Raw genomic sequence first — 22,238 nt, forward strand, 5'->3', positions numbered from 1 at the left:
CGCTCAGGCCGTGTTGGAGATGGGTGGGAGGGGAGCCGTTGCGCTCAGGCCGTGCGTGGCAGCTCGATGCGAAAGTGGGCACCGGGTCCGCCGGGCTGCAAGGTGATGCGGCCCCCGTGGGCTGCAATGTACTCCTGCACGATGGAAAGTCCGATGCCGGTGCCTTTCACCGTGTGCTCGGGCTGGCGCTCGCCCCGGAAGAAGGGTTCGAAGATCCGGTCGCGGTCGCCCTCGGCGATGCCCGGCCCGGCGTCGTTCACGTCAATGTAGACCGCTTCCGGCGTCCCCGAGACGGCCAGGGTGATGACACCGCCCGTTACCGAAAAGCGGATGGCGTTGCTCAGCAGGTTGGCGATGGCCGTGCCGAGCTTGGTGCGGTCGACCGTGATCGCGATCGGCTGTCCCTCGGCGCGCACGCGCAGGCCGTGCGACTGCCACTGCAGGCGCTGCGCCTCGATCTGTTCCTCGATCAGCGGCAGCAGCTCGGTGCGTTCGCGGCGCAGCTCGCGCGCCTCGAAGGCCGCGGCGTTGAAGCGCAGCAGCGCTTCGATCTGGCCCTGCAGCGACACGGTGTTCTGGTTCAGGATCTGCGCCACCTCGAGCTGCGCCGGGTTCAGCGGGCCGGTCACGCCGTCCTCGAGCAGCGAGACGCCTTCGCGCAGCGCGGCCAGCGGCGTCTTCAGCTCGTGCGACACGTGGCGCAGGAAGCGCGCCTTGTCGGCGTCGAGCTCGGTCAGCCGCAGGCGCAGCCACTCGAGCTGCTGCGACACGCGCCGCACGTCGGCCGGGCCGCGGATGTCGATGGGCTCGTCGAGCCGGTTCTGGCCGAGGCCGACGATGGCGTGCTCCAGCCGCTTGAAGGGCCGCGCGAGCCAGATGCCGAAGGCCAGCGCCAGCGACACGGCCAGCACGCTGGCGGCCACCACTTCGCGCATCAGCCGCCGGCGTGCGTTCTCGATGCGCTTGGCCAGCGCGTCGTTCTGCATCTCGATCAGGAACTGCGCCTGCTGCGCCAGGTTGGTGTTCAGCGCGTCGAGTTCGCGGAACTGCATGGCCATGGTGCTTTCGCGGGTCAGGGCGCTGTCGGCGCTGCCGCTCATCAGACCCTCGATCACGCCGAGCTGGGCGCGCCACACGTCGATGCCGGCCGGCGCCAGGCCGTTCTTCTCGAGCCGCTCGAGCACCTGGTGCGCCTCGCGTGCCGCGTCGTCGAAGCGCCGGCGCAGCACGGCATCGTTGAGCACCAGCGACTGGCGGCCGGCGCGCTCCATGGCGGCGCTGCGCTCGGCCAGCGACTGCGAGGCGCCTGACAGGCGCAGCGCGCGCGCGGCCGCGTCGCGGCTCTGCGTCATGAGCACGTCGTACTGCAGCACCGAGCGCAGCGCCACGCCCACCAGCAGCGCGGTGATCAGCAGGAAGGCGAACAGGAGCAGCTGCTGGAACGAGCCGCGCGTGGAGGGACGCTTCGCCATCAGTGGGCGAGCGTCGTGGCAGAGGCCATGGCCGACTCGCGCGTCGGCACCTCGCCGCGCAGCGTGTACGCCAGCGAGCGGGTGATGCGCAGGTCGGTCATCTGGCCGATCAGGCGGGCATCGCCCTCGAAGTTGACCACCCGGTTGCAGGCGGTGCGGCCCATGAGCTCGTTCGCGTCCTTGCGCGACGCGCCTTCCACCAGCACGCGCTGGGTGGTGCCCACCAGCGCCTGGCCGAAGCGCTTCACGTTGGCGTCGATGGCGGCCTGCAGCGTGTGCAGGCGCGCGAGCTTGACCTCGTGCGGCGTGTCGTCCTTCAGCGCGGCGGCGGGCGTGCCCGGGCGCGGGCTGAAGATGAAGCTGAAGCTGCTGTCGAACCCGCAGTCCTCGATCAGCTTCATCATCTTCGCGAAGTCGTCGTCGGTCTCGCCGGGGAAGCCGACGATGAAGTCGCTGGAGAGGGCCAGCTCGGGGCGGATGGCGCGCAGCTTGCGCACCGTGCTCTTGTATTCCATGGCGGTGTAGCCGCGCTTCATGGCCATCAGGATGCGGTCGCTGCCGTGCTGCACCGGCAGGTGCAGGTGGCTCACGAGCTGCGGCACGCGGGCGTAGGCCTCGATCAGGCGGGGCGTGAACTCGTTCGGATGGCTGGTGGTGTAGCGGATGCGCTCGATGCCGGGGATCTCGGCCACGTACTCGATGAGCAGCGCGAAGTCGGCGATCTCGGCGGTGTCGCCCATGCGGCCGCGGTAGGCGTTCACGTTCTGGCCCAGCAGCGTGATCTCGCGCACGCCCTGGTCGGCCAGGCCGGCGATTTCCACCAGCACGTCGTCGAGCGGGCGGTTCACTTCCTCGCCGCGGGTGTAGGGCACCACGCAGTAGCTGCAGTACTTGGAGCAGCCTTCCATGATCGACACGAAGGCGGTGGCGCCTTCCACGCGCGCGGGCGGCAGGTGATCGAACTTCTCGATCTCGGGGAAGCTGATGTCCACCTGCGGGCGGTCCAGCCGCTCGCGGTCGTTCAGCATCTCGGGCAGGCGGTGCAGCGTCTGCGGGCCGAACACGATGTCGACGTACGGTGCGCGCGCGATGATGGCCTGGCCCTCCTGGCTGGCCACGCAGCCGCCCACGCCGATCTTCACGCCCCTGGCCTTCAGGTGCTTCACGCGGCCGAGGTCGGAGAACACCTTCTCCTGCGCCTTCTCGCGCACCGAGCAGGTGTTGAACAGGATGAGATCGGCCTCGTCGACGTTCTGGGTGGGCTCGTAGCCCTGGGCGGCGTTGAGCACGTCGGCCATCTTGTCCGAGTCGTACTCGTTCATCTGGCAGCCGAAGGTCTTGATGAATACTTTTTTCATGGGGGAACTCTTTGCCCTCCGGGGCGGAGGGCGACAAGCGCGGCAAGCGCAGGAGGCGCGCCGGCTTCTGTTTATTGCGTGTTGAGCGTGTCGTTCGAGACGAACGGCCAGATGTTCAGGAACGGCTTGTCCAGCGATTCGCGGCTGGCCATGGCTTCATCGGGCGTGAGGATCCATACCTCGCGCAGCAGCCCGGCGGCGTCGCGCGTGTAGTTCACCAGGTACTTCTGGCCGATGATCGCGCCGGGCATCACCAGCATGTTCTGCGGATTGCGGATGCGCGCCCCCGCGCCCAGGCGGTCGGCCTTGCCGTCGAGTTCGACGTCGGGAGCGTTGACCACCATCAACTTGCCGCGCAGAGTGCCGATAGGAAAGTTGCGTCCGCCGACCAGCGATTCGTTCTGGGTCTGCGGGCGGGGAACTTCGTCCTGGGCGCTGGCCGGCAGGGAAAACAGGCCGGCCAGGGTGGCGGCTGCTGCGCAAAGCGCTATGAATGAGAGAGCGTTCGTGGGTTTCTTGCAGCGGTTCATGGGGTTCATCCAGAGGCTGTGGAGCGGGGATTTTAGCGAGGGGGTATCCCTTCGAGCCGTCCGCAGCGCGGGGTGTCGGGGCGTGGGTTGACTTGCTTTACATTTCTTTACAGGACTGGTGAACACTCCGGGGCGGCCACTGATTCAATAGCCCTTGTCAGCCCAAAGTGCACAAAAAACCCATGAAGAAAATTGTTGCCGTTGCCCTTGCGGGCGTGTTGATCGTAGCTGTCGCGGGCGGGTGGTGGAGCATGTCCGGCAGCAAGTCGGGTCCGAAGAACGCGAAGGCACCCACGGCCGCCGGCGGCCCGTCGGGCGGCGGCGCGCCCGCGCTCGTGACGCTGGCCACGGCCCAGAAGCAGGACGTGCCGGTCACCGTGCAGGTCAACGGCAGCGTGGTGTCCCTCAACAGCGTCGACCTGCGCCCGCAGGTGACCAACACGGTGAGCGCGGTGCATGTGAAGGAAGGCCAGTTCGTCAAGGCCGGCCAGCTGCTCTTCTCGCTCGACGACCGCAACGACCAGGCCAACCTGGCGCGCGCCCGGGCGCAGCAGCAGAAGGACGAGGCCACCATGGCCGACCTCGAGCGCCAGTACAAGCGCAGCCAGGACCTCGTCGCGCAGAACTTCATCGCCAGGAGCGCGGCCGATGCCACGCTCTCGCAGCTCGAGGCGCAGCGTGCCGCGGTGGCGGCCGACCGCGCCGCGGTGCAGTCGGCGCAGGTGGCGCTGGGCTACGCCACGCTGCGCGCGCCGATCGCCGGGCGCATCGGCGCGGTCAACATCTATCCGGGCACGCTGGTGCAGCCGACGCTGTCGCTGGTCACCATCACGCAGCTCGACCCGATCGCGGTGAGCTTCCCGGTGCCCGAAGGCAACCTGCAGGACCTGCTGGAGGCCGCGCGCTCGCGCTCGAAGGTCGAGGCGCTCGTCACCGGGCGCAAGGAGCCGCTGACCGGCACGCTCGATTTCGTCGACAACACCGTCGATCCGACGATCGGCACGGTGCGCGCCAAGGCCGTGTTCGCCAATGCCGACCAGAGCCTGTGGCCGGGGCAGTTCGTGGGCACGCGCATCCAGGTGCGCTCGCTCGGCGGCGTCACCGTGGTGCCGGCCGCGGCGCTGATGATGCTGTCCGACGGGACTTCGCTCTACGTGGTCGACGAGGCGAAGACGGCCACGCGCCGCAAGGTGAAGACCCTGCACACGTTCGGCACCAAGGTGGCCGTGAGCGGCGTGGAGCCCGGCGAGCAGGTGGTGATCGAGGGCAGCCAGAACGTGCGTCCGGGCGGCAAGGTGCGCGTCGACGCGAAGGCGCCGGCCGCGGCCCCGGGTGCACCGGCCGCGCCCGCCAACGGAAGCTCCGGCGTCACGCCGGGCAGCGCGGCGTCTTCGGACGGCACCGACGCGAAGCCGCCGAAACAGGAACGGGCATGAGCCGCCGGGCCGCTCCCAGGGCGAACGCCGCAGCGCGAAGCGCGGAGGTTGCGCGATGAACATCTCGGAACTCTGCATCCGCCGCCCCGCCATGACGGTGCTGCTGTCCGCGGCCGTGGTGGTCGTCGGCATCTTCGCGTACTTCAGCATCCCCGTCGCCGCACTGCCCAGCTACAACACGCCGGTCATCAACGTCAACGCGCAGCTGCCGGGCGCCAGTCCGGACACCATGGCGAGCTCGGTGGCGCTGCCGCTCGAGAAGCAGTTCTCGACCATCCCGGGCCTGCAGACCATCAGCTCGGTGAACACGCAGGGCGTGACCTCGCTCACGCTGGAGTTCGTCAGCAGCCGCGACATCGACGCCGCCGCGGTCGACGTGCAGGCCGCGCTGCTGCGTGCGCAGCGGCAGCTGCCGCAGGAGCTCACGCAGCTGCCCTCGTACCGCAAGGTGAACCCGGCCGACGCGCCGGTGCTGTTCATCGCGCTGATCTCGCCGTCGATGAACCCGTCCGAGCTCAACGACTACGCCGAAAACCTCATCTCGCCCACGCTGTCGACCATCGATGGCGTGGCGCAGGTGGGCGTGTACGGGCGCAAGGCCTTCGCGGTGCGCATCAAGGCCAATGCCGACCTGCTGAACGCGCGCAACATCACGCTCGACGAGCTCGCCAAGGCGGTGAACTCGGCCAACGCGAACACGCCGGTCGGCGTGCTCGACGGCCCCCGCCAGACGCTCACCATCCAGGCCAACCGGCAGCTGCTGAAGGCGGCCGACTTCGCCAGGCTGATCGTCGGCCAGCGCAACGGCTCGCCGGTGCGCCTGGACGAGGTCGCCACCATCGAGGACAGCTTCGAGTCGGTGAAGACCGCCAGCAGCTTCAACGGGCAGGATTCCATTTCGCTGGCCGTGCAGCGTCAGCCCAATGCCAACACGGTGCAGGTGGTGGACGCGGTGCGCGCGCTCATCCCGCGTTTCAAGGCCGAGCTGCCCCAGTCGGTCGAGATCCAGATGGTGAACGACCGCTCGCTGTCGATCCGCGAGGCGGTGCACGACGTGCAGCTCACGCTGCTGGGCACCATCGCGCTGGTGGTGCTGGTGATCTTCCTGTTCCTGCACCGGCTGGTGGCCACGCTGATTCCGGCGGCCACCATTCCCATCTCGCTGATCGGCGCGGTGGCACTGCTCTACGCCTTCGGCTACAGCCTGGACAACGTCTCGCTGCTGGGCATCACGCTGGCCGTGGGCCTGGTGGTGGACGACGCCATCGTGGTGCTCGAAAACATCATGCGCTACGTCGAGAAAGGCATGGAGCCGATGGCCGCCGCGCTGCGCGGCGCGCGCGAGGTGGGCTTCACCATCATCTCGATCTCGATCTCGCTGGTGGCCGTGTTCATCCCGATCTTCTTCATGCCGGGCGTGATCGGCCTGCTGTTCCACGAGTTCGCGGTGGTGGTGGCGCTGGCCGTGCTGGTGTCGGCCATCGTCTCGCTCACGCTGGTGCCGATGCTCGCGAGCCGGCTGCTCAGGCACGTGCCGCGCAAGGAAGGCGCGGCCGGCCACGCGAACGACCACGAAGAGGAACACCCCGAGCCGGGCACCGCCATCGGCCGTGCCTTCGAGCGGGGCTACCGTGGCGTGCACGCCACCTACATGCGCACGCTCGACTGGACGCTGGTGCACCGCAAGGTGATGCTGCTGGCGGCGGCGCTCACGTTCGTGGTCACCGGCTGGCTGTTCGCGACCATCCCGAAGGGCTTCTTCCCCGAGGAGGACATCGGGCAGATCCAGATCACCACCGAGGCCGCCGAGGACATCTCGTTCACCGCCATGAAGGCGCTGCAGGACCGCGTGGCCGCTGCGCTCAAGGATGACCCGAGCGTCGACTACGTGAGCTCGTTCGTCGGCGTGGGCGGCCCGACCGCCACGCAGAACTCGGGCCGGCTGTTCGCCGTGCTCAAGGCGCGCAGCGAGCGTCCGCAGATGGCGAAGGTGCTCGAGTCGCTGCGCCAGCGCTTCCGCGAGATCCCGGGCATCGCGGTGTACATGCAGCCGGTGCAGAACCTGCGGCTCGGCGGCCGGCAGAGCAAGGCGCGTTTCCAGTACACGCTGCAGAGCGTGAACGCGGGCGAGATGGTGCCGTGGGCCACGAAGCTCATGGAGCGCATGCGCGCCGACCCCGACTTCCGCGACGTCACGAGCGACTCGCAGAACCGCGGCCTGCAGGCCACGCTCGACATCGACCGCGACAAGGCCGGCGTGCTCGGCGTGGCGGTCGGCGACCTGCGCCTGGCCCTCTACAACGCATACGGCGACCGGCAGATCGGCAGCATCTACGCGGCCAGCAACACCTACCAGGTGATCCTGTCGGCCGCCGACAGCGACCGCCAGTTCGAGGACGACGTCTCGCGCCTGTCCGTGCGCAGCAACACCGGCAGGCTGGTGCCGCTGTCGGCCTTCTCCACCATCAATCGCACCGTGGGGCCGACTTCGGTCAACCACCAGGGGCAGCTGCAGGCGGTGACGGTGTCGTTCAACCTCGGACCCGACGTGCCGCTGGGCAACGCCACCGCGAAGATCGACCGCTTCAAGGACGAGCTGAAGATGCCGCAGTCGATCATCACCACCTACGGCGGCGATGCGGCGGTGTTCCAGAGTTCGCAGTCGAGCCAGGCGGTGCTGCTGGTGCTGGCGGTGCTCGTGATCTACGTGCTGCTGGGCGTGCTCTACGAGAGCTACATCCACCCCATCACCATCCTGGCCGGCCTGCCGTCGGCGGCGGTGGGTGCGCTGCTGTCGCTGAAGCTGTTCGGCTTCGACCTGACGCTGATCGCCACCATCGGCATCCTGCTGCTGATCGGCATCGTGAAGAAGAACGCGATCATGATGATCGACTTCGCCCTGGAGGCGCAGCGCACCGAGGGCATGAAGCCGGTCGATGCGATCCGCGAGGCCTGCAGGCTGCGGTTCCGCCCGATCCTGATGACCACGCTGGCCGCGCTGATGGGCGCGCTGCCGCTCGCGCTGGGCCTGGGCGCCGGTGCCGAGCTGCGGCAGCCGCTGGGCGTGGCGGTGGTGGGCGGGCTGATCTTCTCGCAGGTGATCACGCTGTACATCACGCCGGCGATCTACCTGGCGCTGGACCGCTACAGCGGGACGGGGCCGATGGTGGAGCTGCCGGGCGAGGCGAAGGCGCAAGCCGAGGCCGCCGGCGGGCACACGGCTTCACACGCCTAGCAGCGGCGGCGCGTCACTGCGCCGGATAGGGCGCACGCCCGACAACGTTGCCGGGCGGGGTGTAGTTGCACGCGAGCACGGTACCGGGGCCGATGTCCTTGCCGTCCTCGGTGATGTTCGCGCAGGTCTTGGCCGCGCATCCCACTTCGGTGGTGGTGTCCCAGATGACCTGCGTGTAGTGGCCGCAGGCCTTGCCGGGCGCGCAGCTGCCGCCGGTCGCGCCGTAGGTGTAGTCGGCCTTTTCGTCCATCCAGGCCTTCACCGCGTTCGCGGGACTCGCGGTCGGTCGCGAGGTCATGTAGAGGTTCTGGCCCTGTCCCTTCGGCGCCCAATGGTCGAACTTGCACTGCTCGGCCCATGCCTGGGTGTCGGCCTGCAGGCTGGGCGACCATTTCAGCGGCGCGAGGCCCTGGCCCTCTGCGGCGCGTGCTGCGTTGTGGGCGTCGAGCGCTTCTTGCTGGAAGGGGTCCGGCGCGGGGCCGGATGCCTGCTCTTCTGCCGCAGCCGCGGCAGCGGGCTCCGCCGGAGCGTCCGCTGTTGCCGGTGCGGGCGCCGGGGCCGCCTGGTCTGCAGGCACCGCTGCCGCGGGTGCGGCCGAAAAGCCCGGCGAATCCGAATTGCCGCCTCCGCCGCAGGCTGCGAGCAGCAAGCCCGCGGCGATGCACAGGATGCCGCGCGCGAATGATTTCCCTGAATTTGTTTGCATGTAACTCCCTTTGTTAACGTCTATTGACTGCTGAACTTCGATTGATTTCGAAGCCGCGCGATTATTGGGAGTTGCACGCGGAATCAGGCGCCGGACGCGGGCGCGCCGCGGGCTCGGGGAGTGAAGAAGTTCACGGACTTCTTCGATTCGGAGGCTGGCAGCCGTGCGGTGCTTCGGATTGATCGCACCGGCCGCGCCGGTCTCGGGGTCGAGGACCCGTCAGGTCGTCGTTTCGTCGAGCGTGTCGCGCGCCAGGTGGGCGATGTCGCTCCAGCCCACGAGGCTGAAGCCGCCGGGTGTCCACAGCATGCGGTTGATGGCCGCGTTGCCCAGTTGCCAGGTGCGCGGCGCCTGCAGCTCCTGGCGGGTGGCGGCGCGGTACAGCACGTCCATCACGCCGCCGTGCGCCACCAGCACCACCAGCTCGCCCGGATGGCGCGCCGCCAGTTCGGCGGCCACACCGGTTACACGGTCGCGGAACGCGAGCAGGCTCTCGCCGCCCTCGGGTTCGAATTCGGGGTCGCGCTCGCGCCAGCGCCGGGCCTGCTCCGGCAGTTTCGCCTCGATCTCGGCGAAGCTCATGCCTTCGAAGGTGCCGAAGGCGCGCTCGCGCAGGCGGGGCTCGGGCTGCACGGCCAGGCCGTGGGGGCGGGCGATTTCCTCGGCGGTCTGCCAGGCGCGCGACAGGTCGCTCGCATAGACGACGCCGACCGGCTCGTCCGCCAGCGCGCCGCCTGCGCGCTGCGCCTGCCAGAGCCCGGTGGCGTTGAGCCCGATGTCGAGCTGGCCCTGGATGCGGGTGTCGACGTTCCAGGCGGTTTCGCCGTGGCGAACGGCGATCAGGCGGGTGGCTTCTTCCATCCGCGGGATTCTAGAAGCGCTACTTTTTGGCCGTGGCCGGCGCCAGCTCGATGTTGACCCGCCGCTCGCCCGGCGGCGGATTCGGAAAGCCCTGCAGCGCAGCCTGGAACATCACCGGCAGGATCGCGGCGCTCGAGCTATAGGGACCGTCGTTGCGCGCCCGCGTCTCGTAGACCACTTTGTTGCTGCCCGCCTCGCGCAGCACCACGCTCACCTCGCGTTCGTACCAGGGATTGGCCGGCGGCGCGAACACCGGGCCGCCGTACCAGCCGCCGCCGTACCAGCGCCGGCCGTAGTAGCCGTAGCCGCCATAGCGGTAACCCCAGGGGCCGTTGTAGAGCCACGGGTCGGCCCAGGGCGAGAGCCCGGCCGTGACGCGCGCGCCGATCTGCGCGGTGTACTGGGCCCTGGCGTCGTCGCGGCGCAGGCCGGCCTTGTCGAGTGCCGCGCCGGCCATGGCTTCGAGCGACTCCTGCCGCGCGCCGTCGGCCTGCTGCGAGGGCAGGCGGTCGAAGCGGTAGGTGGCGCCGGGTGCGATGGCGCCGGGCGAGGCGAAGCTCTTCACGTCGCTGTCGACCACCCAGGAGGTGGCGCAGCCTGTCAGGCTTGCTATCAGAAATAGAGCGGGTAGCGCACGTTGCATGAGGGTCTCCGGGCAAAAATGCCTCAAATTCCCCTGGGTTGCCCGGTCAACCCTGGACGATTCGCAGGGCCGCGGGTGCCTGGGAGAGCAGGTCGTAGGAGGGCGTATCGAAGGCCTTGTCGCCGTTCTCGTCCGCCACGCCCGTCGCCTTGAGACCCTTGAAGTCGTGCAGCGTTCCGTCAAGCAGGTGCGAAGGCACCACGTTCTGCATCGCGTTGAACATGTTCTCGATGCGCCCGGGGTACTTCCTGTCCCACTCGCGCAGCATTTCGCCGACCTGCTTGCGCTGCAGGTTCTCCTGGCTGCCGCACAGCGTGCACGGAATGATCGGGAACTCGCGGTGCTGGGCCCAGCGCACGGTGTCCTTCTCGGCCACGTAGGCCAGCGGGCGGATCACGATGTGCTTTCCGTCGTCGCTCACCAGCTTGGGCGGCATGCTCTTCAGCTTGGCGGCGAAGAACATGTTCAGGAAGAAGGTCTGCAGCATGTCGTCGCGGTGGTGGCCCAGCGCGACCTTGGTGGCGCCCAGCTCGTCCGCCACGCGGTACAGGATGCCGCGGCGCAGCCGGCTGCACAGGCCGCAGGTGGTCTTGCCCTCGGGAATCACGCGCTTGACGATGCTGTACGTGTCCTGGTTCTCGATGTGGAAGTCGACGCCCAGGTCGCTCAGGTACTTCGGCAGCACCTCCTCGGGAAAGCCGGGCTGCTTCTGGTCGAGGTTGACCGCCACGATGTCGAAGTGGATGGGCGCGCGCGCCTTCAGCTTGAGCAGGATGTCGAGCAGCGCGTAGCTGTCCTTTCCGCCCGAGACGCACACCATGACCTTGTCGCCTTCCTCGATCATGTTGTAGTCGACGATGGCCTGCCCGACCTGGCGGCACAGGCGCTTTTCGAGCTTGTGCGTTTCGCGCTCGATCTTCAGGGAATTGGCAGTGGCGTCGGCGGCGGCGGGCGCCTCGTCGATCCAGACGGCGTTCATGGCTGGCTACTTCGGGGAGTCGGGGGAAGGGAGCGATTGTCCCCGATCCCCGTTTCACGTGCCATCGGCGCCGGGCGGGGCAGGCTGCGCAGAGGGAAACGCCGTGCGCATCGCCTCCACGAACAGCCGGAGTTTCGCCGGATAGAAGCGCGCGTAGGGGTACGCCAGGTACACCGGCGCAGGCATCGCGCGCCATTGCGGCACAAGGTGCACCAGCCGGCCGGCGGCGATCTCGTCGGTCAGCATCCAGGCCGATGACGCGGCCGCGCCCACGCCCAGCACCGCCGCGCTGCGCAGCGCGTAGAGGCTGTCGGTCATCATGCGCGGGCGGATGGGCACGCGGTGCATCTCGCCGGTGGACTCGTGGCGCATCACGACTTCGGTCCGGTAGAAGTTGCGCGCCGCCAGCCACGGCAGCGCCTCGAGCTCGCGCGGGTGCGAAGGCGGCGCCAGGCCCTCGAGCAGAGAAGGCGCGCACACAGCGATGCGCGGCACCTCCCACAGGCGGATCGCCACCACGGCGGGGTCGTCCACGGCGCCGACGCGGATCGCGCAGTCCACGCCGTCGGCGATGAAGTCGGGCGTCTGGTCGTGCGGTCCGTCGTGCAGCAGCCATTCGACCGTGACCTGCGGATGGCGCTGCAGGTACGCGGCCAGCGGGCCGACCAGCAACTGCTGCCCGAAGGCGTGCGGCGCCACCACGCGCAGCCGGCCTTCGGGCTGGTCGCCGGCGCCGCGCAGCTCGGCCTCGAATGCGCTCCAGTTCAGTATCAGTTCCTTGGCACGGTCGAAACAGCGCTCGCCGTCCTCGGTGAGCTTCATTGCGTGGGTGGAGCGCTGCAGCAACCGCACGCCCAGCGAACGCTCCAGCGCCTGCAGCCGCCGGCTCACGGTCGGCTGGGTGGTGCCCATCTGCGCCGCTGCGGCAGACAGGCTGCCGGCCTCGACGATGCGCACGAAGGTCTGCATCAGCTCGATGCGGTCGGTGGAAGCGGGGATCGAGGCGGCCATGCGCCGAGCGTATAACAATTGTTCGGGCTCGGGGGCTACCTTCGAAGCGCCATGCCCCGCACACTCCAGCCCTGCTTTTTGCATCTAAGGGTTTGCACCATGTCTTCCATTCAACATACGCATGAGCGCCTGCCGGCCTCTCTGATCCTGCTGCTGGCCGCCAGCGCCGGCTTCGGGGTTGCGGCGCTCTACTACAGCCAGCCTATGCTCGGCGTGCTCGGTCCGGACATCGGCGCTTCGGCGCGTGCGGTCGGCTTCGTGCCCACGCTCACGCAACTGGGCTACGCGCTCGGCATCCTGCTGCTGGCACCGCTGGGCGACCGCTTCGACCGGCGCCGCATCATCCTCGTGAAGGCTGCGGCGCTGGTGCTGGCGCTGCTCGGCGCGGCGTTCTCGCCGTCGGTCGGGCCGCTGCTGGCGGCCAGCCTCGTCATCGGCCTCGCGGCCACCATGGCGCAGGACGTGGTGCCCGCCGCCGCCACGCTGGCGCCCGAGGCGCACCGCGGCAGGATCGTCGGCACCGTGATGACCGGCCTGCTGCTGGGCATCCTGCTGTCGCGCGTGCTCAGCGGCTTCGTGGCCGAGCACTTCGGCTGGCGCACCATGTTCATGGTCGCTGCCGCCAGCATCGCGTTCATCGGCGTCGCCGTGGCGCGCGGTCTGCCGCACCTGCGCCCGACCACGCAACTGGGCTACGGCGCGCTGCTGGGTTCGCTCGGCAGGCTCTGGCAGCGCCATGGCGCGCTGCGCCGCGCGACCATTGCGCAGGCCTTGCTGTCGGTGGGCTTCAGCGCCTTCTGGTCGACGCTCGCCGTGATGCTGCACGGTGCGCCGTTCCACCTCGGGAGCGCCGCGGCGGGCGCGTTCGGCCTGGCCGGTGCGGCGGGTGCGCTGGCCGCGCCGCTGGCCGGGCGCCTGGCCGACCGCCGCGGCCCGGAACTGGTGATCCGCATGGGCGCCGCGCTGGTCGTGGTGTCGTTCGCGGCCATGCTGTTCGCGCCGCTGATGGCGCCCGCTGCACGGCTCGGGCTGATCGTGGCCAGTGCCATCGGCTTCGACTTCGGCCTGCAGGCCGCGCTGATCGCGCACCAGACCGTGGTCTACGGCATCGACCCCGGTGCGCGCAGCCGGCTCAATGCGGTGTTCTTCACCGGCGTGTTCGTCGGCATGGCCACGGGCTCCGCGCTCGGCGCCCTGGTGCTGGCCCAGTGGGGATGGTCGGCGGTGGCCCTGCTGGCCGCGGTGTCGGGGCTCGGCGCATTGGCGGTGCGCATGTGGCCTGCGGCGGCCGGCAAGCCCGCTGCGGCCTGCGGTTCAGCGGCCTGAGGCCGCGCTCACCATTCGCCGGCTTCCATGCGGATCGCCACCTCGCAGTCGTCGAAGATCTCGAGCTTGGCGATCTTCACGCGCACGCCCAGCACGCCGGGCAACTGCAAGAGGCGCTGCACCAGCTTGCCGATCAGGCTCTCGAGCAGGTTCACATGCTCGGCGGTGCACTCGTCGATGATGATGCGGCGCACCTTGCGGTAGTCGAGCACGTGGAAGATGTCGTCGTCCTGCGGCAGCAGCGGCTGCGGGCCGAGGTTGAGCTCGGCGTCGACCAGGATCGGCTGCGGGGCCGTCTTTTCCTGTTCGAGGATGCCGAGGTTGGCGTCGAAGCGCAGTCCCTGGAGGGTGAGGGTCTGGCGGCCCTGGATGGCGATGGGCGTGGGGGTGGACATGATGGTGGTGCTCTGCTCACATGAGCGAGAAATCGCGCTCGAATTTCATCAGGTGCTGGCCGCCGTCCACCAGCAGCGTGGTGCCGGTGATCGAGCTGTTTTCCAGCGCGAACTTCACCGTGGCCGTCACGTCGCCTGGCGTGGACGAGCGGCCCAGCGGCGACAGCTTGTGCAACTGCGCGAACTTGTCGTCGTCCAGCATGTGGCTCGCCAGCGTGAGGCCCGGCGCCACGCCCACCACCCGCACGCGCGGCGCGAGCGCCAGTGCCAGCATCGGCGTGGCGGCTTCGAGTGCCGCCTTGGACAGCGTGTAGCTCAGGAAGTCGGGGTTCGGGTTCCAGAGCTTCTGGTCGAGCAGGTGCACCACCGCGCCCTGCGCGTCGCGCGCAGAGACGTGCGCGTGCAGCGCCTGCGCCAGCAGGATGGCCGCGCCGGTGTTGCTGCGCGCGTGGCGTTCCATGAGCGCATAGCTGAAGGTGGCGGCCTCGTCGTGCTCGAACAGTGCGGCGCTGTGCACCACGGCGTCGACGCTGCGAAAGCGTGCGACCACGCGCGGCAGCAGCGCGCGCGTGGCGGCTTCGTCCTCGAGGTCGGCGGCGAAGAGCGCCGAGTCGCCCGAGAGCGCGGTGCAGTCGGCCACCGTCTGCTCGGCCTCCGCGCGCGAATGGCGGTAGTGCACCGCCACCTGCCAGCCGCCTGCCGCCAGTGCCAGCGCGATCTCGCGGCCCAGCCTGCGGCCTGCGCCCGTGACGAGAACGGTCCGGGGTGCGGGGGAGGGAGTTGGGGTGCTCATGCGGCAGGAGTGGGAGGAGAGAGACAATGGCGCCGTGACGACAAACACGACCCCCAGCAGTTTACCCACCGCCCTCGATCACCTCATTGCGCGCTCCGTCGAGCGCGCGGGCGGCTGGATCGGTTTCGACCGCTTCATGGCGCTCGCCCTTTATGCACCGGGGCTCGGCTACTACGCCAACACCTCGGCCAAGTTCGGCCACATGCCTTCGTCGGGCAGCGACTTTGTCACCGCCCCTGAACTGACGCCCATGTTCGGCCGCACGCTCGCCGTCCAGGTGGCCGAGGCGCTGGAGAAGACGGGCACCGCCACGGTGTGGGAATTCGGTGCCGGTTCCGGCGCACTGGCCGTGCAGCTGCTGCACGCGCTCGACGAGATGGGGCGCGCCGACGTGCGCTACCGCATCGTCGACCTGTCGGGCACCCTGCGCGAGCGCCAGCAGCAGGCGCTGGTCCGCTATGCGGACCGCGTCGAGTGGCTCAACGAACTGCCCGAGGCGATGGAAGGTGTTGTGGTCGGCAACGAGGTGCTCGATGCGATGCCGGTGCAGCTGCTGGCGCGCGTCGGCGGGCAATGGTTCGAGCGCGGCGTGGCGCGCAATGCCGCCGGCGACGGCTGGGCATGGGCCGACCGCGAGACCGCGCTGCGCCCGCCGGTCGAAGTGCCGGGCGAGCACGACTACCTCACCGAGATCCACCCGCAGGCCCGGGCGTTCATCGCGACGCTGGCGGACCGGCTGAAGAGGGGCGCGGCCTTCTTCATCGACTACGGCTTTCCCGAGGCCGAGTACTACCACGCGCAGCGGCACATGGGCACGGTGATGTGCCACCGGGCACACCAGGCCGATGGCGATCCGCTGTCCGATGTCGGCTACAAGGACATCACTGCGCATGTCGACTTCACGGGGATTGCGCTTGCGGGGCAGGACGCGGGGTTTGCGGTGCTCGGGTATACGAGCCAGGCCAGGTTTCTGCTGAACTGCGGGCTGCTGGCTTGCATGGAAGCGGGGTCGGTTGCCGAGCGGGGGATGGCTGCTCGGCTTGTTCATGAGCATGAGATGGGGGAGTTGTTCAAGGTTTTGGGGTTTGCTGTGGAGGAGGGGTGGGATGCTGTTGGGTTTGGGGAAGGGGATCGGAGTCATACGCTGTGATCTTTGATCTTTGATCTTTGATCTGTGATCTGTGATCTGTGATTCTTTGCTTCCCGGGGCCGGGTCTCGGCCCGGCGGCCGACCTACTTTTCTTTGCTTCGCCAAAGAAAAGTAGGCAAAAGAAAGGCGACCCCACTGTCTGCGACCCCTTCGCTGCGCTACGGGGCAACCTGCGGTGCTCGCGTTTCGCGGGGTCCGCAGAACTCGCTTCGCTCAAACAGCTGCGGCCCTGATCCGCGAAACGCTGCGCTCCTCGGCGCAGCCGGAGGGGGGGAGCGGGAACCACACAGGCCTTTGCTTCGCTCGGCCTCTGGTCACTCCAGGCGCTGTGAGCCTGCAGTGTTGAACGCACGCTGAACAGCTCTTGCTCTTGCTCTTGCTCTTGCTCTTGCTCTTGCTCTTGCTCTTGCTGTTGCTGTTGCTGTTGCTGTTGCTGTTGCGGGTGCGGGTGCGGGTGCCGGGGTTTGAGTTACGTTGAATCGATGCTGATGCTGATGCTGATGCTGATGCTGATGCTCGAGTTGGTGTTGGTGTTGGTGTTGGTGTTGGTGTTGGTGTTGGCTGGTGCTCGCGCGCAGCCGCACCCCTGGATGAGGCCCGAGCCAGAGTCAAGTCAGAGCCGGAACTCGAGCGTTAGCAGTTAGCACGCCCAGGCCCAGGCCCAGGCCCAGGCCCAGGCTCAGGCTCAGGTCAAAGCCAAGGTCAAAGCCAAGGCCAAGGCCAAGGCCAAGGCCAAGGCCAAGGCCAAGGCCAAGGCCAAGGCCAAGGCCAAGGCCAAGGCGCGAGAACGAAGTTCGAGCCGTCAGTTCCCAAGCCGAGCGAAGCGATGGCGTGCTGGTTCCCAAAACCCTTCTGGCTGCGCCGAGGAGCGCAGGCGTAGGAGGGATCAGGGCCGCAGCTGTTTGAGCGAAGCGAGTTCTGCGGACCCCCTCCTACGTCGAGCACCGCAGGTTGCCCGCAGCGAAGCGGAGGGACGCAGACAGCAGGGTCGCTTTTTCTTTGCTTACTTTCTTTTGGCGAAGCAAAAGAAAGTAAGTCGGCCGCCGGGCCGAGACCCGGCCTCCGTCCTCGACTCAGAGAAGCGAGAGGCGAGAGGCAAAAGAAGGCAACCCACCTCTATCCCTCACAGCAACCCAGTCATAAGCTATCAACAAAGAGTTCGTTGGTGAACGACAGCCCCACCCCTACATTCGCGGCATGACAGCCGTTCCCCACCACGAGCCAGAGGCAAAGGCAGCGCCGCAGCACTTCGAAGTGCGCCCCTTCGACGCCCCCGTCGGCGCCGAAATCATCGGCCTCGACATCTCCAGGCCGATCAACGCCGAAGACTTCAAGCGCATCCACCAGGCACACCTCGACCACCACGTGCTGGTATTCCGCGACCAGCAGGTCACCCCGCAGGCCCACATCGATTTCAGCCGCCGCTTCGGCCCCCTCGAAATCCACGTGCTGCACCAGTTCCAGCTCAAGGACCATCCCGAGATCCTCATCGTCTCCAACATCAAGGAGAACGGCGAGCCGATCGGTCTCGGCGATGCGGGCGTCTACTGGCACTCCGACATCTCGTACAAGCCCAAGCCCAGTCTCGGTTCGCTTCTGCACGCACAGGAGCTGCCGAGCGAAGGCGGCGACACGCTGTTCGCAGACCAGCACCTCGCATGGGAGTCCCTGAGTCCCGAGCTGCAGCAGCGCGTGCTGCCGCTGAAGGCCGAGCACAGCTACCTGGCCAAGTACGAGGAACTGCGTTCGAAGAATCCGTGGCGGCCCAAGCTCTCGCAGGCGCAGATCGACCAGGTCGCACCCGCAGTGCAGCCGGTGGTGCGCACCCACCCCGAGACCGGCCGCAAGGCGCTCTTCGTCAGCGAGCACTTCACGACGCGCATCGTCGGCCTGCCGCAGGACGACAGCGACGCGCTGCTGGCCGAGCTCTTCGCGCACAGCGTGAAGCCCGAGTTCGTGTACCGCCACACCTGGGCGCCGCACGACCTGGTGTTCTGGGACAACCGCTCGCTGATGCACCTGGCGGCCGGCACGCCCGACCACCTGCGCCGCCGGCTCAACCGCACGACCATCGTCGGCGACACGCCTTTCTGATCTCTTCTCCGGACTCCCCAATGAACCGTTTCACCCGCAAGGCCGCAGCCCTCGCCGCCGGCCTCGGCCTTCTCGCCGGAAGCCTGTCCTTTTCGGCTTCTGCGCACGCCGAAGGCCAGATCCGCATTGCCGAGCAGTTCGGCATCGTCTACCTGCTGCTCAACGTGGCCCAGGAGCAGAAGCTGATCGAGAAGCACGCCAAGGCCGCGGGCGTGGATGCGAAGGTCGAGTGGGTCAAGCTCTCGGGCGGCTCGGCGGTGAACGACGCGCTGCTGTCGGGCAACATCGAGATCGCGGGCGCCGGCGTGGGCCCGCTGCTCACGCTGTGGGACCGCACCAAGGGCAAGCAGAACGTGAAGGGCGTGGCCTCGCTGGGGAACTTTCCTTACTACCTGGTGAGCAACAACCCGAACGTGAAGACCATCGCGGACTTCACGGACAAGGACCGCATCGCGCTGCCCGCGGTGGGCGTGTCGGTGCAGTCGCGCGTGCTGCAGTTCGCCTCGGCCAGGCTCTGGGGCGACAAGGAGTTCAACCGCCTCGACAAGATCAGCGTGGCGGTGCCGCACCCCGACGCGGCGGCTGCCATCATCAAGGGCGGCACCGAGATCACGGGGCACTTCGGCAACCCGCCGTTCCAGGAACAGGAACTCGCAGGCAATCCGAACGCGCACATCGTGCTGAACTCGTACCAGGTGCTGGGCGGGCCGTCGTCGGCCACGGTGCTCTACGCCACCGAGAAATTCCGCAGCGAGAACCCGAAGACGTACAAGGCCTTCGTCGATGCGCTCGACGAGGCGGCGAAGTTCGTCACGGCCAACCCGGAGAAGGCGGCCGACATCTACCTGAAGGTGAGCAACGCCAAGCTCGACCGCGACCTGCTGCTGAAGATCATCAAGAACCCCGAAGTGCAGTTCAAGACCACACCGCAGAACACCTACCCGCTGGCCGAGTTCATGCACCGCGTGGGCGCGATCAGGAACAAGCCGGCCTCGGTGAAGGACTATTTCTTCGACGATGCGCAGAACACTTCGGGCAACTGATGAGTGCCGCAGCGGTCTTGCCGTCCCGGACTGACTCCCTCTCCCATCGGGAGCGGGCGGGGGTGAGGGGAGAGCCGCCGGCATCGTCGCCGGCCCTTACCCCGACCCTCGCGCGCGAGCAGGAGAAGAGGCACGGGGAGGGGCACGAGCAGAGGCACGAGGCGCCGCTGCTCCAGGTCGACAACGTCAGCCTCGAATACCGCACGCCCGAGCGCGTCGTGCGCGCCACGCACCGCGTGAGCTTCGACGTGCACGCCGCGGACCGCTTCGTGCTGCTCGGCCCCTCGGGCTGCGGCAAGTCCACGCTGCTGAAGGCCGTCGGCGGCTTCATCGCGCCGGTGGAGGGCGAGATCCGCCTCGACAACCAGCGCGTGACGCAACCCGGCCCCGACCGCATCGTGGTGTTCCAGGAGTTCGACCAGCTGCCGCCGTGGAAGACGGTGAAGCAGAACGTGATGTTTCCGCTGCTGGCCTCGCGCACGCTGGGCCGGAAGGAGGCGGCGGAGCGCGCGCTGCATTACCTCGACAAGGTCGGCCTCGCCAGGTTCGCGGACGTGCATCCGCACCAGCTCTCCGGCGGCATGAAGCAGCGCGTGGCCATCGCCCGTGCGCTGGCGATGCAGCCGCGCGTGCTGCTGATGGACGAACCCTTCGCCGCCCTCGATGCGCTCACGCGCCGCAGGATGCAGCAGGAGCTGCTCGAACTGTGGGACGAGGTGCGCTTCACGCTGCTGTTCGTCACGCATTCGATCGAGGAGGCGCTGGTGGTGGGCAACCGCATCGCGCTGCTGTCGCCGCACCCGGGGCGCATGCGCGCGGAGGTCAACAGCCATGGCTTTTCGCTGGCGAGCCTGGGCGGCGCCGAATTCCAGGGCACTGCGCAGCGCATCCACGACATGCTGTTCGAGGAAGAGCTGGAAGCGGTGACCGCGCCATGACCTCCATCTTTCTCCCTCCCCCTGTGGGGGAGGGCAGGGGTGCGGGCGAGCGGCGTATCCATCGGGCGCTCTGCCTGCCCCCATCCCGACCTTCCCCCAGAGGGGGAAGGAGCAACACCCCATGAGCACACTGACGCCGCCCATCCGCCCCGAATACGAACGCACGCTCGAGCCCTTCACCGAAGTCCCGGTCGAGCGCGCATTGCCGCTGCGCACGCGCATCTGGTCGCAGGCGTGGCTGCGCAAGGGCCTCATCCTCATCGTCATCGCCGTGCTCTGGGAGCTGGCCGCTCGCTGGCAGGACAACGACCTGCTGCTGCCCACCTTCACCGCCACGGCCCGGGCCCTGGTGGAGGGCCTGGCCAGCGGCGAGCTGGTCGAGAAGGTGCGCATCTCGCTCGCCGTGCTGCTGCAGGGCTACCTCGCCGGCGTGCTGCTGGCCTTCGCGCTCACCACGCTCGCGGTGTCCACGCAGATCGGCCGAGACCTGCTGGACACGCTCACTTCGATGTTCAACCCGCTGCCGGCCATCGCGCTGCTGCCGCTGGCGCTGCTGTGGTTCGGGCTGGGCCGCGGCAGCCTGGTGTTCGTGCTGATCCATTCGGTGCTGTGGCCGCTGGCGCTCAACACCTATGCGGGCTTCCAGGGCGTGCCGGAGACGCTGCGCATGGCCGGGCGCAACTACGGCCTGAAGGGAATGCGCTACGTGCTGCAGATCCTGGTGCCGGCGGCGCTGCCGTCGATCCTGTCGGGGCTGAAGATCGGCTGGGCCTTCGCGTGGCGCACGCTGATCGCCGCAGAACTGGTGTTCGGCGCCTCGTCGGGCAAGGGCGGCCTGGGCTGGTACATCTTCCAGAACCGCAACGAGCTCTACACCGACCGCGTGTTCGCCGGCCTGGTGCTGGTGGTGCTGATCGGCCTGCTGGTCGAGAGCCTCGGCTTCAAGACGCTGGAGCGGCTCACGGTGCGCCGCTGGGGACAGCAGCGCTAGGGTTTCGGCGTGCCCTGGCGCAGGGCGCGCAACTCGTTGTTGAGGAACTCGTTGGCGTCGCGCACCGCGCCGCCCGCGAGCTTCACCTTGTAGGCCTGGCCGGTCATCTCGGAGCGCGAAGCGCAGCGCTCGATGAAGTCTTCCGCGGTGACCAGTTCCTTTCTGAAGTGGTCGTACTTGGCCTGCATATGCTTGGCGGCGTCGGCGGCGTTGTACTCGCTGCCGTTGCGCACGAAGACCATCGCGCTCATCTGCGAGACGCGCTGGATCAGCGTGTCGATCAGCTTGCCCTCGGCCGCGGAAGGGGTGGCCTGGGCCGCCAGGGCCGAGGCGCCGAGCACGAGCGCCAGCAGCGCCGCACGCAGGGGTTTGAAGGAGTCCATTTGTCGCAGGTCCGTGGCAATTTCCGGGCCATGCTAGGGCTGGCGGCCCGGCTGTGTCAAACCCGGCCCGGCTCGGGTCTAATCCTGGTTTTGCCACGCGTTCTCCTCTCTCCCATGAGCTCATCCACTGCAGACCTTTCATCGATCGCCCAGGCCCTGGCCGATGCCGCCGCCGCGCTGTCGATGCGCCACTTCCGCACGCCGCTGGACATCATCACCAAGGCCGACGAGAGCCCCGTCACGCTGGCCGACCGCGCCGCCGAGACGGCGATGCGCGAGATCCTCGCCCGGCGTGTGCCTGCCGACGGCATCTACGGCGAGGAACACGGTCCCGAGCGGCTGGAGGCCGAACGCGTCTGGGTGCTCGATCCGATCGACGGCACGCGCAGCTTCATCACCGGCTCGCCGCTGTGGGGCACGCTCATCGGCGTGCTTCAGGGTTCACGCGTGGTGCTGGGTGTGGTCGACATGCCGGTGCTCAAGGAGCGCTGGATCGGCGAAGCCGGCAAGGGCGCCACGCGCGACGGCCAGCCGGTGCACGTCAGCAACTGCACCGATGTCGCCCAGGCACGCATCGTCACCACCTCGCCCGACATCTTCGCGCCGGCCGACTGGCAGGCCTTCGACCGGCTCAGCCGCCAGTGCGCCATGCGCCGCTTCGGCGGCGACTGCTACGGCTATGCCCAGCTGGCGGGCGGCACCATCGACCTGGTGGTCGAAACCGGCCTGCAGCCCTACGACTACCTCGGCCCGGCCGGGCTGATCGAGGCGGCCGGCGGCGTCGTCACCGACTGGCAGGGCCAGCCGCTGGGACTGAAGTCCGACGGCAGGGTGATCGCGGCCGCAACGCCCGAACTCCACCGACAAGCGATGGCCATTCTCTCGGCCTAGACT

At 68.4% G+C, this 22,238-nt stretch carries 20 protein-coding genes; 9 read left to right on the plus strand and 11 right to left on the minus strand.

All coding sequences use genetic code 11. The annotated features are described in order from the left end of the window. Nucleotides 1-44: 44 nt before the first annotated feature. The 3 genes from AACL56_RS07620 to AACL56_RS07630 form a co-directional block, all read right to left on the minus strand. On the minus strand, nucleotides 45-1,472 hold the full coding sequence (locus AACL56_RS07620) for a sensor histidine kinase (protein WP_339089219.1): 1,428 nt from the start codon (nucleotides 1,470-1,472) through the stop codon (nucleotides 45-47). Continuing rightward, the gene (miaB, locus tag AACL56_RS07625; protein ID WP_339089220.1) at nucleotides 1,472-2,830 is read right to left on the minus strand and encodes a tRNA (N6-isopentenyl adenosine(37)-C2)-methylthiotransferase MiaB; all 1,359 of its coding nucleotides are present in this window, start codon (nucleotides 2,828-2,830) and stop codon (nucleotides 1,472-1,474) included. Before miaB ends, AACL56_RS07620 begins: the two co-directional genes overlap by 1 nt. Before the next feature lie 71 nt (nucleotides 2,831-2,901). Next, nucleotides 2,902-3,360 carry a hypothetical protein gene (locus AACL56_RS07630; RefSeq protein ID WP_339089221.1) on the minus strand — a complete coding sequence of 153 codons (459 nt, stop codon included), beginning with the start codon at nucleotides 3,358-3,360 and terminating at the stop codon, nucleotides 2,902-2,904. A gap of 251 nt (nucleotides 3,361-3,611) precedes the next feature. Here AACL56_RS07630 and AACL56_RS07635 point away from each other — a divergent pair, with 251 nt between their 5' ends. Continuing rightward, a complete protein-coding gene (locus AACL56_RS07635; protein WP_339092820.1) occupies nucleotides 3,612-4,796 on the plus strand; it encodes an efflux RND transporter periplasmic adaptor subunit in 1,185 nt (394 codons plus the stop codon). A 55-nt stretch (nucleotides 4,797-4,851) separates the two neighbouring features. Then, nucleotides 4,852-8,031, plus strand: a complete 3,180-nt coding sequence (locus AACL56_RS07640; protein WP_339089222.1) for an efflux RND transporter permease subunit — start codon at nucleotides 4,852-4,854, stop codon at nucleotides 8,029-8,031. A 13-nt stretch (nucleotides 8,032-8,044) separates the two neighbouring features. Here AACL56_RS07640 and AACL56_RS07645 read toward each other — a convergent pair whose 3' ends face one another. The 5 genes from AACL56_RS07645 to AACL56_RS07665 form a co-directional block, all read right to left on the minus strand. Next, nucleotides 8,045-8,737 carry a CAP domain-containing protein gene (locus tag AACL56_RS07645; protein WP_339089223.1) on the minus strand — a complete coding sequence of 231 codons (693 nt, stop codon included), beginning with the start codon at nucleotides 8,735-8,737 and terminating at the stop codon, nucleotides 8,045-8,047. Nucleotides 8,738-8,956: 219 nt separating this feature from the next. Further along, a complete protein-coding gene (locus AACL56_RS07650) occupies nucleotides 8,957-9,598 on the minus strand; it encodes a histidine phosphatase family protein (RefSeq protein WP_339089224.1) in 642 nt (213 codons plus the stop codon). 19 nt (nucleotides 9,599-9,617) lie between these two features. Beyond that, the gene (locus AACL56_RS07655; RefSeq protein ID WP_339089225.1) at nucleotides 9,618-10,241 is read right to left on the minus strand and encodes a DUF4136 domain-containing protein; all 624 of its coding nucleotides are present in this window, start codon (nucleotides 10,239-10,241) and stop codon (nucleotides 9,618-9,620) included. 46 nt (nucleotides 10,242-10,287) lie between these two features. Then, the gene (gene ttcA, locus AACL56_RS07660; protein WP_339089226.1) at nucleotides 10,288-11,220 is read right to left on the minus strand and encodes a tRNA 2-thiocytidine(32) synthetase TtcA; all 933 of its coding nucleotides are present in this window, start codon (nucleotides 11,218-11,220) and stop codon (nucleotides 10,288-10,290) included. A gap of 54 nt (nucleotides 11,221-11,274) precedes the next feature. After that, the gene (locus tag AACL56_RS07665; RefSeq protein WP_339089227.1) at nucleotides 11,275-12,231 is read right to left on the minus strand and encodes a LysR family transcriptional regulator; all 957 of its coding nucleotides are present in this window, start codon (nucleotides 12,229-12,231) and stop codon (nucleotides 11,275-11,277) included. 99 nt (nucleotides 12,232-12,330) lie between these two features. On the opposite strand from AACL56_RS07665, the gene AACL56_RS07670 reads away from it, so the two are divergent. Beyond that, on the plus strand, nucleotides 12,331-13,557 hold the full coding sequence (locus AACL56_RS07670; RefSeq protein ID WP_339089228.1) for an MFS transporter: 1,227 nt from the start codon (nucleotides 12,331-12,333) through the stop codon (nucleotides 13,555-13,557). Nucleotides 13,558-13,565: 8 nt separating this feature from the next. On the opposite strand, the gene AACL56_RS07675 is transcribed toward AACL56_RS07670, so the two are convergent. Then, nucleotides 13,566-13,952, minus strand: coding sequence for a dihydroneopterin aldolase (locus tag AACL56_RS07675; RefSeq protein ID WP_339089229.1), 387 nt, complete (start codon nucleotides 13,950-13,952; stop codon nucleotides 13,566-13,568). A 16-nt stretch (nucleotides 13,953-13,968) separates the two neighbouring features. Then, on the minus strand, nucleotides 13,969-14,745 hold the full coding sequence (locus AACL56_RS07680) for an SDR family oxidoreductase (RefSeq protein ID WP_339089230.1): 777 nt from the start codon (nucleotides 14,743-14,745) through the stop codon (nucleotides 13,969-13,971). Nucleotides 14,746-14,779: 34 nt separating this feature from the next. Between AACL56_RS07680 and AACL56_RS07685 the strand changes: the two genes are divergently transcribed. From AACL56_RS07685 to AACL56_RS07705, 5 genes are all read left to right on the plus strand, one after another. Then, nucleotides 14,780-15,895: a class I SAM-dependent methyltransferase gene (locus AACL56_RS07685; protein ID WP_339089231.1), complete on the plus strand. Its 1,116-nt coding sequence runs from the start codon at nucleotides 14,780-14,782 to the stop codon at nucleotides 15,893-15,895. Between the two features lie 1,197 nt (nucleotides 15,896-17,092). Further along, on the plus strand, nucleotides 17,093-17,989 hold the full coding sequence (locus AACL56_RS07690; protein ID WP_339089232.1) for a TauD/TfdA dioxygenase family protein: 897 nt from the start codon (nucleotides 17,093-17,095) through the stop codon (nucleotides 17,987-17,989). A gap of 20 nt (nucleotides 17,990-18,009) precedes the next feature. Further along, the gene (locus AACL56_RS07695) at nucleotides 18,010-19,032 is read left to right on the plus strand and encodes an ABC transporter substrate-binding protein (RefSeq protein WP_339089233.1); all 1,023 of its coding nucleotides are present in this window, start codon (nucleotides 18,010-18,012) and stop codon (nucleotides 19,030-19,032) included. 167 nt (nucleotides 19,033-19,199) lie between these two features. Next, entirely contained in the window at nucleotides 19,200-19,970 is a 771-nt protein-coding gene (locus tag AACL56_RS07700; protein WP_339092821.1) for an ABC transporter ATP-binding protein, read from the plus strand. A 121-nt stretch (nucleotides 19,971-20,091) separates the two neighbouring features. Then, a complete protein-coding gene (locus AACL56_RS07705) occupies nucleotides 20,092-20,961 on the plus strand; it encodes an ABC transporter permease (RefSeq protein ID WP_339089235.1) in 870 nt (289 codons plus the stop codon). On the opposite strand, the gene AACL56_RS07710 is transcribed toward AACL56_RS07705, so the two are convergent. Continuing rightward, complete coding sequence (locus tag AACL56_RS07710) at nucleotides 20,958-21,344, minus strand: DUF5329 family protein (RefSeq protein WP_339089236.1); 387 nt, start codon at nucleotides 21,342-21,344, stop codon at nucleotides 20,958-20,960. The two genes, AACL56_RS07705 and AACL56_RS07710, sit on opposite strands and share 4 nt — an antisense overlap. A gap of 114 nt (nucleotides 21,345-21,458) precedes the next feature. Here AACL56_RS07710 and hisN point away from each other — a divergent pair, with 114 nt between their 5' ends. After that, nucleotides 21,459-22,235, plus strand: coding sequence for a histidinol-phosphatase (gene hisN, locus AACL56_RS07715; RefSeq protein WP_339089237.1), 777 nt, complete (start codon nucleotides 21,459-21,461; stop codon nucleotides 22,233-22,235). Nucleotides 22,236-22,238 lie beyond the last annotated feature (3 nt).

The sequence above is a fragment of the Variovorax paradoxus genome, assembly GCF_902712855.1.
GTDB classification, from domain to species: Bacteria; Pseudomonadota; Gammaproteobacteria; order Burkholderiales; family Burkholderiaceae_C; genus Variovorax; species Variovorax paradoxus_Q.